Below are 14,554 nucleotides of genomic sequence, written 5' to 3' on the forward strand. Positions count from 1 at the left end.
AGCGGCAGCGGTTCCCTTGGAGGCGCGGATTCCTTCCCCTAAGGGGAAGTGGAATCAAGGAATCCGGGGCTCCAGAGGAATCGGAAGAAGGGCTCGTCCGTGCAGCGGGCTTGTCCCGCAAACTCTTTTATCCTGCAATCCGTTTATCACTCTTCCAGCCGCGAGCCAAGTCACCCCGGCGGGTCCGCATCTTCTTTTTTGTCCTTATCGTTCGTCTGGTTTTGCTTATTGCCCTTCGACTCTTCTTTTTCGCCGTCTTTCCCGTCACTTTTTACCGTGTCGTCCGAAGCATTCTCTTCGCCTGGCGACTGCAGCGTCAGCTTAACGACCGGCTCGCCGTTCAGCTTGGCGTCGGTTTGTTTGACCACATAACCTTCACCCTCGGTCACGCAGCGCTTGCCGGTTGAGGAGCATATCTGCAGCGCATCGCGAAGCGATAAACCCGTGAGCGAAGGCAGCGTTATTTTGCTTTCTTCCTCCGTTATCAAATAGACCCTCTGCTTCTGGGCAAGCACCGCGCCAGCCGCCGGAATTTGCAGCAGCACCTTGCTTCCTTTGCCGACTACCTTGGATTCCATGCCGCGCGACTTGAGCTCTGTCTGCGCTTGTTTAGCTCCGAATCCTTTCAGGTTAGGCACAGTGACCGGATCTTGTTTGCCGTCAGCCTCTTCCGCTGTCGCATCAGGCTTAACGCCCATATAACGCAGGCTGTTGCTGACAATTTTTTTGAATACCGGCGCCGCTGCCCTGCCGCCGCTTACCAGCGAGTCGTTCGGCGAGTCAATGATGACGTAAACGACAATTTTGGGATTATCGACAGGAGCATAACCGATAAAAGACACGACATAATCCTCTGTTGAATACCCGTTGCCCTCAGCTTTTTGCGCCGTACCCGTTTTCCCCGCTACGCGGTAACCCGGAATATAGGCATTTTTGCCGCTGCCTATTTCCTGGTCGGAAACGACCTGCTCCAGATAACCGCCCACCTTGCGGGATGTTTCGGCGCTGATTACCTGACGGACCATCTCCGGCTTTGTTTCCGTTACTTTGCCCGTTGCGGGATCCGTAACCGACTTGACGATATGCGGCTTCATCAGCTTGCCGCCGTTGGCGACTGCAGCAACTGCAGCAACCTGCTGAATTGGCGTGACGGAGACGCCTTGTCCAAATGTCGCCGCAGCAACCTCAAGCGGATAAACGATGTCCAATCTGCCTTTTGCTTCATTTTTAATCTCAATGCCAGTTTGTTTGCCAAAACCGAAGTCTTGAAAATATTTGACCAGCTTTTCCTTGCCCAGCTGTTCATAGCCAAGCTTGACAAATGAAACGTTACTGGAACGTTTCAATCCTTCCAAATAAGTAATCGTGCCCCAGCCCTCGCGCTTGATATCCCGAATCCGTTTGCCAGGCACTTGGATCGACCCGGACTGATAAGTCGCATTGGGATTAAATATGCCCTCCTGCACTGCGCTGGCCAAAGTTAAAATTTTAAACGTTGAACCCGGCTCGTACAGAGAGCTAATCGCATGGTTGAACTGGCTGGCTACGTTGTACTTGGAATATTGATTCGGATTGTACGTAGGCAGATTGCCCATGCCGAGAATCTCCATCGTATTGGGGTCAGCGGCAATAGCGGTTATACTGTCCGGCTGATATTTGTCGTAAGCTTCCTTGATTGCCGCCTCCAAAAAGTTCTGAATCTCCGTGTCAATCGTCAGCTCCATATCCTTACCGTTCACAGCTGGCACAAATTCAGCATTCCCATTGTCAACCTGGACGCGGTTGCCGTCCTTCTCGTAGACAATTTTGCCGTCCGTCCCTTGGAGAAGCTCATTATAGTTCGCTTCCATGCCAGTGACCGGATTGCCCTCTTTATTGACATAACCTAATACATGGGCGGCAAGAGACCCGCTGGGATAGAAACGCTTGGAGCCTTCGATAAGCGAGATACCCGTATCGCGAATTTTTTTATCGGCTTGTTTCTCGTAGCTTTCCTTCAGGCTCGTCCGAAAGGCGATGACCTCGTCGGCTTTTGCCTTGTCGATATTCCAGCCCTCGGGCCGCAGCTCTCGGTATTGCAAAAGCACGCCTTTGCTGTTTTTAGCGGTAGTCTGCGCCAGAACCTCCTGCTCCGGCTTGCCGATAATTTTGGACAAACCTTTGGCTGCCTCTTCGGCCAAGCCTAGCTCATCCAGCAGCTTCGGGTTCACCACGACCGTATAGGCTGGAACGTTCATCGCCAGCATGTTGCCCTTACGGTCGCTGATCGTTCCCCGCTCCGCCGGTATGGTGTCCTGCGCCGCCCATATTTTTTTGGCTTCACCCAGCCAGAAATCCGCATTCACGACCTGCACCCAGAAGATGCGGCTGATCAAAATAAGAAAAAGGAGGGTTATGATCCCTCCGACAAAAACGGTCCGCAATCTGATCCGCTTAACGGTATTTGCTTGCATCATGTTATTCGCCATATGTTACCGCCCGGACTCTTGTCCGTTTTCCTCGCCCTTATCGTTGTTATCTCCCGATGGAGCCATTCCGAGCTCCTTGGCTTTCTTGGAAATAACGGCCGGGTCGGACAGCTTGGCCACTTCGCCCTGCAGCACCTTTACTTCTACAGTCGCTTGTTTGTAGCTGGCGTTGAGCTCCTTAATCTGAAGCTCCATCCGGTAATCCGAAGCGTAACGGGAAATGATGAGCACAAGCACGCCAACGACTACCAGCACGGATGCCATGTATCGAAGCATCTCCGAAGGAGGAATCATCCTCCGGACCTTCACGACTCGTTTTGTTTCTTTTACCGGCTGCTGTTCCGGTTTACGTTTGGGCTGCAAAGCCAAGTTACCATTCGTGTACGCCAATGCGGGTTCCCCTCCTGCGGTTTGAATTAGTAGGATTGTTTATTGATCGAAAAGTTTTTCCGCCACTCTCAGCTTCGCGGATCGCGAACGTGGATTGGCTTCCAGCTCTGCCTCTGACGGCAGAAGAGGCTTGCGCGTGACGAGCTTCAGCGTGCCTTTGCCGCCGCATACGCACTGCGGAAAGTCCGGCGGACAGGTGCATTTGGCCAAATATCCGGCAAACAGCTGTTTGCAAATCCGGTCTTCCAGCGAGTGGAAGGTAATGACCGATATGCGGCCGCCCGGAGCTGCGCAAGCAACCGCCTGCTCCAGCGCTTCCTCCTCCGCTCTCAGCTCGTCGTTGACGGCAATCCTCAGCGCCTGGAAGCTGCGCTTGGCGGGATGCCCTCCCGTACGGCGGGCTGCAGCGGGAATACCCGACTTGACCAGCTCCGCAAGCTCTCCGGTTGTCATAATCTCCGCGGCGGCGCGCTGTCTGACGATAGCCTTGGCGATCTGGCGGGAGAACTTTTCCTCTCCGTACACGAACAAAATTTTTGCGATTTCCTTCTCGTCCCATGTATTGATAATCTCATGGGCGGTAAGTTCCGATTCGCGGTCCATCCGCATATCAAGCGGCGCGTCGTGATTATAGCTAAACCCCCGCTCCGCCTCGTCAAGCTGCGGACTGGAAACGCCGAGATCGAACAGAATGCCGTCTACCTGCGGCACGCCTTCCGTCTTGGGCACTTCGGGAAGCAGCATAAGCTGCTCTTGAAGATAACGAAAATTGCTGCGGACAAGCGTTACGCGATCCAAATAGGGAGCCAGCCGGATGCGGGCATTGTCATGAGCCCAGTCGTCCTGGTCGAAAGCGATAAGCCTTCCGTTAGGACCGAGACGGGATGCGATAAGCTCGCTGTGTCCGGCTCCTCCAAGGGTGCAGTCGACATAAATGCCGTCCGGCTTAATATTGAGGCCATCCACAGCCTCTTCCAATAACACCGTAATGTGATGAAACAATGGGATTTCCTCCTGATTTCTTGGTGACTGACCATAGCTGCTTAAACAAAGTCCCGGGAATTGTGATCCGGGCGGCGTAAGTTGACAATGACGGCAAAATGGCAACCGGGCAATTAGAATTGAATGTCGAAATCAACCAGCTTTTCGGCAATGTCGTTGAATGCTTCTTCCGATTGCTCGTAGTAGCCTTCCCATACCGGTTTGCTCCAGATTTCTACCCGGCTGGAGACGCCGAGAACCATGCAATCTTTCTCCAGCTTCGCGTACTCCATTAAATGACTGGGTAAATTTACCCTTCCCTGTTTGTCGAGCTCCAATTCTACCGCTCCCGAAAAGAAAAAACGGCTGAACGCCCGAGCGTCCGCCTTCATCAAAGGCAGCTGGCGGATTTTTTGCTCCAACAGTTTCCACTCTTCCATCGGATAAACAAACAGGCAGTTGTCGAGTCCGCGGGTTACAATGAAGGCGGAGCCCAGATTGTCGCGGAATTTGGATGGGATCGTAAGCCGGCCTTTGTCGTCCATGCTGTGCTGGTGCTCTCCAAGAAACATCGGCCTTCCCCACCTCTCTCCCCCAAATCTCCACTTTGCCCCACTTTCCCCCACTTGGGAATTGGTATTCGCCGTTTCGCACACTTCTCCTGCTGAATGAGAGAGTTTTTAATAAACTTTTTAGCCTATTTTTTTTGCTTTAGATAAATCTTTTTCCCTATTGAACTCGTATATCGGGTTCGCGATATGCGTCTATTTGTAACATGCAGTCTCAGCCCTTAACGCTTGCAAGCAGCATCTAAACAAAAGCGGCTGCTGACAGCAAAAAAAATCCACCCCGCTCGGAGAGCGAAGGTGGATTTTTGCAGCAGCTGAAGGCGGCTTTTACGAGTAAATAAAGTGCGCGCTTGCTTTGCAGTCCGCTTTTGGCACAATACGCACCCAATGTGCGCTGAAGCCGTCAGGGAATACATGGAAGGCATAGCCGTTCGCTACGTCAATTGTGGTGTACTTTTTCCACGTTCCGTTGCCAAGGAAGTCGATCTCGATGTCAAAAGCGATCGTCTCCGAAGATTCGTGGGAAAGATGCAGCACTTTGTTGTCAAAGCCGGTCATCAGGTACGGATCGGATGCCACGCCTGCTTTAACTTCCGTCTCCCACCAAGGACCGCCCCAGCCGGCCGGTTTGCCGAACGACCACAGATCGTCGGTTTTACCGAACCACAGATTGGATTGCGGCTCGCCGGCCAGCGCATTGGAGTCCATAATCGGCGTGACCTGGTTGCCTGCCAGCACGAGCATGCCTCTCCAGGAGCAGAAGTCCGGAATCATGCGCAGATGGGTGCTGATGGGACGCACGCCCCAAATTTTGCCGCCAAAAGCGTTATGCGACATTTCGTAGAACATGCCGTGGAAATCCATCAGCAGGCGCTCGGTTTCCACCTCGCGGATGCGCGGCCACTCCGTAAACCACATATGGTCCATCGCCTGAGTCGCTTTTGGCAGGCGGTACGTCGACCACTCCCCGTTAATGAACGTTTTAAGGATCGCCGATGCTTTATCAAATCCGGTCGCAAACAGCGGCGCTTCGCCGGAGGAGGTTACTTCGCAAAACGGCTGTTCTTCCAGAACGGTCCAAGTTTGGCCGTCCCACTCGGCGAGCCGACCATCGCTCTTTTGTCCAAGGTACTCTTGCTCATCGTAGGTGTTGTTCGCGATGACAACACGACCGTCCTTTGTCCAGCCGCCCTTAAAGTGCGGGTAACATTTTTCGGATACGTTCAACTCTTTGAGCAGATCGAACAGTTGAGTTGCCTTAAGCGAATTTACATCAACCTCAAACAGCAGGCCTTCCATCGTCAGCACGTACAGCTTGTTTTTCTCATCGGTCAGATGGGGCATACAAGCGGTCAACCGATGTCCAACCAGTTCCGTAACGGTGCTTACATTACCGTGGATATCGATAAAATGCGGTCCCATCATCAGCTGGTTGGACCCTTTGTGAATCATCCGGTTTGCATAAGTTCCGACAACGCTTTCAGGACGCTTCGTCAGTTCCATACGCTCGTTTACTTCAAACAGTCCCGTGCCGCCGCCCGTGCCGTCGGTATGGGCTACATAAGTGATGAACCAGAGGCGGTTCGCCCAAGGCATAAGGGCGCCTATGCCCGTTTCGGACTTCGGTCCGTCGATCGTAGCGGAAACGCTCAGATGCGGCATAACGCCGGAAATTGCCAGTGGAGCAGCGGAATCGGTTTTGGTGAGGGTTGTCATTGAGATAAAACCTCCTTGTCATTTGTTATCATTGTATATCTGAGGTTATACTTTGATAATGTAAGGAGTAATCATAATTCTTGTATATTATTTCACTGCGGAGGTTTACTCGATGAATCCGAATTGGGAGCCCGACCTAATGTTTTACACCTTTATCGAAGAAACGCCCCAATTTGAGAAACCACATGACACATACTTCCATTGGGCTGGATTTATCGTGGATGAGGGGGGCTTTGAATACCAGCTCGGCGAAGGGGCCCCTTGGTTAAAAGCGGAGCGGAACGACTGGATCATCGTGCCCCCGGAGAAGATTTTCCGACGCGTCACGAGCGGGCTTAGCTTTCACTTTTTCGGCTTCAACTGGAACGAGGGCGGACCGCTTCGGCTGGAGGAGGTTACAGGACCCGACGGCAAGGTCAGGACCGAGCATACGCGGCGCTTTCGCTCGACCATTGCGCTGATGCGAGAGTCGATGTCCGATCACAGCCTGACCGCGCAACAATACCGCAAACATTTGCTGCGCGATCTGTGGCTGCTCCATGTTATGGAGGCCCATCAACAATCGCTTACCATCCCGGCAAGCGACAATCCGCTAGCCCGGCGGGCGCTGAAGCTGCTGAGGGAGCATCTGGACGCCGGACCGGCGGTAAATGCGGCCGCCTACGAGCTGGGCCTAAGCCCCGTGCAGCTCAACCGGCTTTTTCGCAAGGAATTCCAAATGACGCCCAGCCACTATGTGCTTCGCGTTCGGATGGACAAGGTGAAACAGCTGCTGGAAAAAACGCCGCTCCCTCTATCCGCCATTGCCGAGCGATGCGGCTTTGCCGACGAGCATCATTTGAGCAAAAGCTTCAAAAAATCGTTCGGGATGAACCCGTCCGTTTACCGTAAAACACATACGATTCATGTTTAAAACTTACGTTTATGATATGGGATGCCATCGCCATCTTCACAATAAGATTTGAGACTGTAGAGGAAAATAGCCCAGTTGTAGTTACAGGAACGGTAAAATGGCGTTACTTCTTTCCAGTTCGAATGACGCAAAGTTATATACGACTTCCCGTTCTTCTCCTGAATATCAAAGGAAATAATCGTACCAATCCATTCCGGATCCGAATCTATACACTGCCAAACGACTTTTTGATTCGTAATTAATTCATCTATTCTCATCTTCGTTATGTCATTGCTGCCGAAGCGAAATTCATTAACAAAACCAATCTGGTTATGAATAATAAGTTCATTGGTCCATATTTCTGATAGTCCTTCAGCGGTGGTTAAAGCTTCATACACCTTCGACGCAGGAACATGTACGGTTTGCAAGTGCTCGATATTTGCCATGGCTTACTCCTTTCTGCCTGCACTAATCTACGACTGCTACTGATACTGATGATAACATAGGATGAATACGATAATTTCTTTTGAATTACTATCCTGCCGGTTCGTTAAAAAAACCTGGATTCCTTGGTCAGCAAGGAGTCCAGGTTTTTTAGCATTCTTTCCCTCTTTAAATCGCTATTAAGTCCGGAGAAGCGGCATAATCCGATGGTTTCGCTCGATTACGTTTCCGTTTACGACGGGATCAACCAGCACGGGAACAGCGACGTTGTCAAAGCGGTTGTCCGCGATAACTACGTCGTCTCCGTCAATGACATGGACGCCAATTGCTGAATTCCGCATGACGTTGCCTTCAATCAGAATGTCGCGGTTATGCTTGCCCTGAAAACCTGCGGAACGGATGCCGATGCAGCCTTCCGCATCGTATCTTGGATAGAAGCCGCAGTTATCAAATTCGCAGTTTTTAATGACAATATCAGTCGCATGACCGCCTTCCGAATGAACGGGCAGCTCCGCGCCAAGCAAAATGCCGGGGTTCATCGTATTTTTGTATAAACAATTCATAATCGTCACATGGTCGTACCGCACCAAATGTCCGGCTCCGGCTATGTTGACAAACGTGGAGTCCTGGCAAAGGTACCGGTCCGGCTCCCAGCACGCCGCTGAAGCCAGCATCCCCGTAACTGCCGCTGCAGGCAGGTCACGCTCGAATTCAATACGGTAGTAATTGCCGTGGTCGCCTTTGCCAGCATGACTCCAGCCGTTGATGACGTTCCGCTCAACAAGCTCTCCGATTTGAAACTCCACTTCACTTCCCGTTTGCAGCGGAGCAAACGTATATTTACAGAAAAATACCGCCTCGCGCGGGCTCAGCAGCTCGTTCAGCACAAGCCAATTGCTGTGCATGTTCTGGCCGTCCATCCGTACGCCTTCAATGTCCATTCGGCGGATGTCGATTTCGCCGCTGCATTTGAACAGCTTCCAGGCGTCACGCGGCGCCGTAAACAGCCGGTTGCCGTCCGGGCGGAAAACGACCCTATCGGCTGTTATGCCCCGGCAGCTCTCCGCCAGCATCGCAAAACCGTTCGCATTCCGCGTACGGATATTGTCTAAAACAAGGCTGTTGCAGCGGCCGAAATAGGTCTGAAAATCCGTACGCGCTCCTTGATGCCAGGAAAGATGCTCTCCAACCCCAACTTTTGCCGCAACATCCGCGCTGTCGAGGGTGAGCTCCCGCTGGCCCGTAAGCACAAAGGGCTGGTCGGTTCCGCCGCCGTACGTGACGCTCTCGCCGATCAGACTGCCGGTAAGCGGGTCGAACCGGTTCATGCAGTAGGCTCCCATCGTGTCGAAGCACGGGTTGCCCTCAAACACTTTCACCACAATTGTGCTATCGTCCTTGCGGACTACAACGCCGGCCGAAGCGAATTCCGGCTCGCGGGTGAACGCGAGATTGCGGAGCGTAAGGCTCTCGTTATCCTCGCACCACAGAATGGAAGGCAAATAACCGTGAATTTCCCCGTCATTGAAGCCAACCAGCGTTGTAGCCGGCTCCCCACGTTCATCCACGGCTCCCTCCAGCGTCAGCTTATTAGCTCGGACTACGGTCAAATGGCAATCCTTGACGCCAACATCAGGGCTGCCGGCATCATGGGCGAACCCCTCCGTCTCAATCGTCACCGTGCTTTGCAGCAAATACCGGCGCGGCTCAAATACAACGCGTTCAGCGCCCGTTTCAATAGCTCGCCGGATCGCCGCCCGAATCCGCTCGGCATCATCACTTCCGTCAAAATCCTTTACATACACGTTTTCGCCTGTTTGCATCCGCATTTCACTCCTTTTTTCCGCAGCTAGATAAACAAAGATGCAAAGCGCCGAGGCGCTTTGCATCCTGTTCTTCTAATACAATTACTTTTGTTGAGCAAGGAAAGCGTCGATTTGAGCTTGCAGCTCGGCTTGGATTTTATCCGAGCCTGCCGCTTTCATTTGTTTGATCAGATCGGCTTTGCCTTTGTCCAGATCTTTGATGAGACCGTACTCAAGCGGCACCAGGTAACGCATCATTACGTTGCCTACGTTTGCTACTTCATTTACAACTTTAGTTTTGTCGAATACAAACGACTCCAGCTTGTAGTTGTACACTTTGCCAGCCCACAGCTTCTCAACATCTTGCGCTACTTGCGGGTAGTTGCTGTCTACGCGGTCGAGCGTAGAAGTCCATGCCCAGTTGGAGAAGCTGTTGTAGTTGCCGTATTTGTCCGTTTTCGTGAACTTGTCATCGCCTTCAGGCGTGAAGTTCACACCTGCAACGCCGTACATAGCAAGGTCATGCAGTTGTTTGTCGTTTTGGAACAGGTCAAGCGCCATCAGAGCACGCTCAGCGTTTTTCGATGTTGCGTGAACAGCCATACCGTTTTGCGTGGAAATTGCGGCAGATTTATTGCTTTCCGGAGACAGGTCGACGAGAGCGAGCTTCCAATCCGGATGTGCTTTTTGAGCGTCCGCCAAAACTCCGCCAAGCGCCGTTACGTTATGCGTCATCGAGGCAACCTTGCCAACTTTGAAGTCATCCGTTGTGCTGCCCTTCGTTGTAAGAGCGTTTCTCGACCAGCCGCCGTTGTCCGCAAGATCTTTGTAGTACGTCAGCAGCTGATCGAACTCAGGCGTTTCGTACATATTGAATACTTGCGCTTTTTCATCCGTCGTTTTAACGGAGAACGGAAGACCGGAGAACTCTTTCCAGTTGTTCTTCTGAATGAGCAGAAGCTTGTCAAGGTTATGATTGGTCGTCTCAGCAGACTCCAGGCCGTAAGGAGTCATCGCTTTTTCGTTCTTTGCCACCGCTTTCAAATAAGCTGCATACGTTTCCGGGCTGTTAACCGGCTCCAGGCCGTATTTCTCGCGCAGATCGTCGCGGATCAGAACGAGCTTGTCCGTGAACTCATTCGCTTTGTTGGAAGGAATCATGTAAACTTTGCCTTCAATGCGTGCTTGATCCCATTTCACTTTTGGCATTGCCGCCCATGTTTGCGGTGCATATTTCGAAAGCAGGTCATCCGTCAGCTCCAGGAAGCCGCCTTTTGTTGCTTGATCCGAATATTGCGCCCAGTTGGACGTGTAAATGATGTCAAAATCTTCGTTAGCCGCGAATTTCAGCGGATATTTTTGGCCCCAGTCGGACCAAGCCAGGAATTCAGCCTCAATCGTTGCATTGATTTTCTCTTTAAGAATTTTATTCATTTCGCCAAACACTTGATCATAATCAGCTGGCTTGGCTCCCAAAAGCACCATTTTCAGCTTCACTTCCTGGGAAGTGTCAACGCCGGATTGGCCTTCGCTGCCCGTATTCGCCGAATTGCTCGCCGTGTTGTTGGCTGCCGGAGTGTTTCCTCCGGTATTGTTGCCGGCGTTGTTGCCGCCGCATGCACTAAGCACCAACGCTGTTGCAAGCACGCTTGTCAGGGTAATTCCGAGTTTGCGTTTACTCCGTTGAGACATGTTGTTTCCCCCTAATGATGAATTTATATTGTGATGCTTATATTGATAAACCGGGTTTCCCCGTGGTTACCCTTTGACTGCGCCAATCGTAAGGCCCTGCACAAAATACTTTTGAATGAAGGGATAAGCGAACAGGATCGGTCCGCAGGCAACAACCGTCATGGCCATTTTTAAGCTTTCACCAGGAATATCGATCGCTACGCCGCCGCCGGAACCAAGCATCGCCCTGCGCAGCCCTTCCATATTGCCAAGCATTTTGTACAGGTAGTACTGGAGCGGCGCCAGACGGTCATCCGAGATGAACAACAGAGCCATATACCAGTCGTTCCAATACCGTAGTGCGGTAAACAGGCCAATCGTCGCCAGCGCCGGTTTGGAAAGCGGAATAATGAGCTGGAGGAAAATCCGGAAATCTCCCGCACCGTCGATTTTGGCCGATTCCGTAATGGCCTCCGGAATGCTGCTCATGAACGTCCGCATAACGAGGAGGAAAAATACGCTCATCAGCGAAGGCACGATCAGTACCGTCAGCGTGTCCTTCCATTGCAGATAGTTCGTGATCAGCAGATACCACGGCACAAGGCCGCCGCTGAACAGCGTGGTGAAGAAGAAGTAGAACGTAAAGCCGTTGCGCCATTTAAAATCTTTACGGCAAAGAACGTAAGCAGTCATTGCCGTAAGGAACAAGCCGACAAACGTTCCGATGGCGGTTACCGAGATCGTAACCGCATACGATCTCAGCATGTCCTCCGGATGCTCAAACAATAGCTTGTATGCTTCCAGGGAGAACACCGACGGAATGAATTTGTATCCGTTAACCAGAATCGCGTTTTCGTCCGTAAGCGACGAGGAAAGAATAAGGACGAATGGAATGACGCACAGAATTGCCAGTATGATCAATGTCGTGTATCCAATTATCGACAGCAGAATTTTATCTTTGCCCTGCCGTTTTATCGTTGCTACGCTCATGCAGTAGTCCCTCCTAAATCAGAATAGCGCGCGTTCTTTGTCATAGCGGCGTACAGCATAGTTAGCCAGCAAAATCGTAATGAATCCAAGCACCGACTGATATACCCCTGCTGCGGCGGACATTCCAATTTCGTTGGAGCCCATAAGCAAGCGGAATACGAAGGTGTCGATAACGTCGGTGGACGAGAACAGCAGTCCGTTGTTGCCAACCATGTTGTAGAACATGCCGAAGTCGCCTTGGAAGATGTTGCCGATGGCCAGAAGCACCAGGATGATGACCGTAGGATACAGATTCGGAATCGTTACGCTCCGGATACGCTGGAACACGTTCGCTCCGTCCATATCTGCCGCCTCATACATTTCCCTGTCGATGCTCGTAATTGCCGCCAGATACATAACCGTGCCATATCCGAGGGATTTCCAGGTGTGAACAAGCAGCAGGATAACCGGCCAATAAGATGGCGTATTGTAAATGTCGATCGGTTCCATGCCGACCCATTTCAAAATTCCGTTGATTGTACCGACATCAAAAGCGAAGAAGCTATACGCAATGGAGCCTACGACAACCCAAGAGATAAAGTAAGGCAGGAACAAAAGCGATTGCGTAATTTTCCGAAACCATTTGCCCCCTACTTCAAAAAGCAATATAGCCGTAAGCATCGGAATCAGGTTGCTCAGAACGATAAATCCGAGGTTGTAAAGCACCGTATTGCGGGTTACCCGCCAAGCATCGCCGGATTCAAAGAAAAATTTAAAGTTGTCCAAACCGGCCCATGGACTGCCGAATACTCCGCCTACATAATCGAATCTTTTGAACGCGATTACAATTCCGCTCATCGGAATGTAGCTGAACAAGAAGAAAAGCAGTACGGCGGGAGCCAGCATCAGAAGCAATGTTCTGTTTTTCACCACATCATGCCAAAACTGGTGTTTTCTTTCTCTCATGCTGATCTCTCCTCTCTCTAGGTTTCATTATAGAGAGCGAGACGATTCAACATAATTCAGCGGAGCAACGAAAACTAAACCAAATTCTACGATGGCAAGTTTATATTTTATGTTTTTTCCGGTATTCACCCGGGGTCATGCCCATAATTTGCTTAAATTGGCGATTAAAATAGATGATATTTTTGTATCCGATCCGTTCAGCAATCTCGTACACCTTCATGAGCGGATCGTCGAGCAGCGCGCAGGCCCGCTTCATCCGCATATCGTTCAGAAAGTCGCTAAACGCAACGCCGGTCTCAGCTTTAAATAATTGCCCCAAGTAATTCGGCGTAAAATCAAACTTGGCCGCCACCTCGCGCAGCGTCACCTTATGCTCCAGCCTTTCTTCCACATAGCGGGTAATATCGCCGATCAGCTTGCGCTCCTGCCTCCGCCGCTTCATGAACAGCAGCTCGGATACCTCGAAAAACCGGCGGCGCAGCCAGGATACCAAATCCTGAATCGTCTCAAATTCGAATAGTTCAAGCGGCATATGGGATTCCCAGTTAAGCAGCTCGTACAGATTTTCTCCCATGTTCTTCAGGTCGGCATGAAGCTTGGAGGTGACGCGAAAAATAAGATCATAGGATGCCGTTTTGGGCAGCGCCGCCGTATCGCTCTGGCCGAATAGCCGAATTAAACAGTCGTCTATGGTGACAAGATCATATTCCAGCATGGCGGGAACCATCTCGTCCACGATGGCATCCGCTTGTGCCGAAAGTCCCGTATTGAAGCTAAGGTCGGATCCGTGATGCAGAATCAGCTTGTTTTTGCCCAACACCCACTTCATATTCAGTGCCGATTCCGCCTCGGCAAACGAATCATGGAGCACCTCCGGCTCCGTGGCAAACCGCCCGATTCCAATCGTCATCGTGAAATCAAATTGTTCGCGAAAAGAACGGATCATATCCTCCAATGCCGTTCGATACAGCTCCTCTCCGCAGGTTGCCAGCAGTACGGCGCGATTATCCAATCCGTTCATAGCGATGCCAAGCTGTTCTGTTTCCACGTATCCGGCAATGAATTGTTCCACGTCAAAAGCAAGCTTCCGCTGCTGCTCCGGCGTATAGGACTGGGTTTTGCGCTCCAAATCGTCCACCTCAATAAGCGCCGCCGCTGCTCCGCCCTGCAGGAGAGGCTCAAGAAACCGCAGCCGCCGCTCATCGGTCTGCCACGGGGAGGGACTGCGGAACCAGCGCAGCAGCACCTCGCGCTGCATGAGCGACGTCGCTTCCGTTACCGACGTGCTGGCTTCCCGGTCCGCCAATACTTTAGCGCATAGCTTGGCAATCGTATCCTGCAGCTCGCTGTCCTCTACCGGCTTCAGCAAATAGCCGGATGCGTTCAGCTTGATCGCTTCCTTGGCATAGCTAAAATCCTCATGCCCGCTAATAAACACAATTTGCACAGACGGGTTGATTTCCTTGGCTTTATGCGCAAACTCGGTTCCGGTCATGATCGGCATGCGGATATCGGACAAAATAATATCGATCCGCTCCTGCTCCATGATTTTGAGCGCGGCGAATCCGCTCCTTGCCGTTCCCGCTATCCGAAGCGAGCTTTGGCCGCTGCCGGCAACCCTGACCTTCAGCCATTCCAGATCGATCGCTTCGTCGTCCACAAGCAGTATTGTAATTTCCATTT

12 protein-coding genes are annotated in these 14,554 nt (G+C 51.6%); 1 reads left to right on the forward strand and 11 read right to left on the reverse strand.

Annotated elements, in window-relative coordinates; genetic code table 11:
- Nucleotides 1–170: 170 nt before the first annotated feature.
- The 5 genes from M3223_RS02980 to M3223_RS03000 form a co-directional block, all read right to left on the reverse strand.
- Nucleotides 171–2,468, reverse strand: coding sequence for a penicillin-binding transpeptidase domain-containing protein (locus M3223_RS02980; protein WP_251558777.1), 2,298 nt, complete (start codon nucleotides 2,466–2,468; stop codon nucleotides 171–173).
- Between the two features lie 3 nt (nucleotides 2,469–2,471).
- Entirely contained in the window at nucleotides 2,472–2,858 is a 387-nt protein-coding gene (locus M3223_RS02985; protein ID WP_251558780.1) for a septum formation initiator family protein, read from the reverse strand.
- A 39-nt stretch (nucleotides 2,859–2,897) separates the two neighbouring features.
- Nucleotides 2,898–3,860, reverse strand: coding sequence for a 16S rRNA (cytosine(1402)-N(4))-methyltransferase RsmH (gene rsmH, locus M3223_RS02990; protein ID WP_251558782.1), 963 nt, complete (start codon nucleotides 3,858–3,860; stop codon nucleotides 2,898–2,900).
- Nucleotides 3,861–3,973: 113 nt separating this feature from the next.
- Nucleotides 3,974–4,411 carry a division/cell wall cluster transcriptional repressor MraZ gene (mraZ, locus tag M3223_RS02995; RefSeq protein ID WP_251558785.1) on the reverse strand — a complete coding sequence of 146 codons (438 nt, stop codon included), beginning with the start codon at nucleotides 4,409–4,411 and terminating at the stop codon, nucleotides 3,974–3,976.
- A 324-nt stretch (nucleotides 4,412–4,735) separates the two neighbouring features.
- Nucleotides 4,736–6,124 carry a hypothetical protein gene (locus tag M3223_RS03000; protein WP_251558787.1) on the reverse strand — a complete coding sequence of 463 codons (1,389 nt, stop codon included), beginning with the start codon at nucleotides 6,122–6,124 and terminating at the stop codon, nucleotides 4,736–4,738.
- A gap of 112 nt (nucleotides 6,125–6,236) precedes the next feature.
- Here M3223_RS03000 and M3223_RS03005 point away from each other — a divergent pair, with 112 nt between their 5' ends.
- Entirely contained in the window at nucleotides 6,237–7,037 is an 801-nt protein-coding gene (locus M3223_RS03005) for an AraC family transcriptional regulator (protein ID WP_251558789.1), read from the forward strand.
- Here M3223_RS03005 and M3223_RS03010 read toward each other — a convergent pair.
- The 6 genes from M3223_RS03010 to M3223_RS03035 all read right to left on the reverse strand — a co-directional run bounded on the left by M3223_RS03010 (nucleotide 7,034) and on the right by M3223_RS03035 (nucleotide 14,552).
- Entirely contained in the window at nucleotides 7,034–7,462 is a 429-nt protein-coding gene (locus M3223_RS03010) for an SRPBCC family protein (RefSeq protein ID WP_251558791.1), read from the reverse strand. The genes M3223_RS03005 and M3223_RS03010 overlap by 4 nt on opposite strands.
- 177 nt (nucleotides 7,463–7,639) lie before the next feature.
- Entirely contained in the window at nucleotides 7,640–9,283 is a 1,644-nt protein-coding gene (locus M3223_RS03015) for a right-handed parallel beta-helix repeat-containing protein (RefSeq protein ID WP_251558793.1), read from the reverse strand.
- Between the two features lie 84 nt (nucleotides 9,284–9,367).
- On the reverse strand, nucleotides 9,368–10,957 hold the full coding sequence (locus M3223_RS03020; protein ID WP_251558795.1) for a DUF3502 domain-containing protein: 1,590 nt from the start codon (nucleotides 10,955–10,957) through the stop codon (nucleotides 9,368–9,370).
- A 66-nt stretch (nucleotides 10,958–11,023) separates the two neighbouring features.
- Entirely contained in the window at nucleotides 11,024–11,926 is a 903-nt protein-coding gene (locus tag M3223_RS03025) for a carbohydrate ABC transporter permease (protein WP_251558797.1), read from the reverse strand.
- Between the two features lie 18 nt (nucleotides 11,927–11,944).
- The gene (locus M3223_RS03030) at nucleotides 11,945–12,871 is read right to left on the reverse strand and encodes an ABC transporter permease (protein WP_251558799.1); all 927 of its coding nucleotides are present in this window, start codon (nucleotides 12,869–12,871) and stop codon (nucleotides 11,945–11,947) included.
- A 100-nt stretch (nucleotides 12,872–12,971) separates the two neighbouring features.
- A complete protein-coding gene (locus M3223_RS03035; RefSeq protein WP_251558801.1) occupies nucleotides 12,972–14,552 on the reverse strand; it encodes a response regulator in 1,581 nt (526 codons plus the stop codon).
- Between the last annotated feature and the right edge of the window lie 2 nt (nucleotides 14,553–14,554).

The organism is Paenibacillus pasadenensis (assembly GCF_023715725.1).
Taxonomy (GTDB): domain Bacteria; phylum Bacillota; class Bacilli; order Paenibacillales; family Paenibacillaceae; genus Paenibacillus_O; species Paenibacillus_O pasadenensis_A.

Bases quoted from the DNA above. Each gene is read 5' to 3' on its own strand.
- M3223_RS03025 (WP_251558797.1), bottom strand. From the start codon at position 11,926: ATGAGCGTAGCAACGATAAAACGGCAGGGCAAAGATAAAATTCTGCTG.
- mraZ (WP_251558785.1), bottom strand. From the start codon at position 4,411: ATGTTTCTTGGAGAGCACCAGCACAGCATGGACGACAAAGGCCGGCTT.
- M3223_RS03005 (WP_251558789.1), top strand. From the start codon at position 6,237: ATGAATCCGAATTGGGAGCCCGACCTAATGTTTTACACCTTTATCGAA.
- M3223_RS03030 (WP_251558799.1), bottom strand. From the start codon at position 12,871: ATGAGAGAAAGAAAACACCAGTTTTGGCATGATGTGGTGAAAAACAGA.
- M3223_RS03015 (WP_251558793.1), bottom strand. From the start codon at position 9,283: ATGCAAACAGGCGAAAACGTGTATGTAAAGGATTTTGACGGAAGTGAT.
- M3223_RS03000 (WP_251558787.1), bottom strand. From the start codon at position 6,124: ATGACAACCCTCACCAAAACCGATTCCGCTGCTCCACTGGCAATTTCC.
- M3223_RS03010 (WP_251558791.1), bottom strand. From the start codon at position 7,462: ATGGCAAATATCGAGCACTTGCAAACCGTACATGTTCCTGCGTCGAAG.
- M3223_RS02980 (WP_251558777.1), bottom strand. From the start codon at position 2,468: ATGGCGAATAACATGATGCAAGCAAATACCGTTAAGCGGATCAGATTG.
- M3223_RS03035 (WP_251558801.1), bottom strand. From the start codon at position 14,552: ATGGAAATTACAATACTGCTTGTGGACGACGAAGCGATCGATCTGGAA.
- M3223_RS03020 (WP_251558795.1), bottom strand. From the start codon at position 10,957: ATGTCTCAACGGAGTAAACGCAAACTCGGAATTACCCTGACAAGCGTG.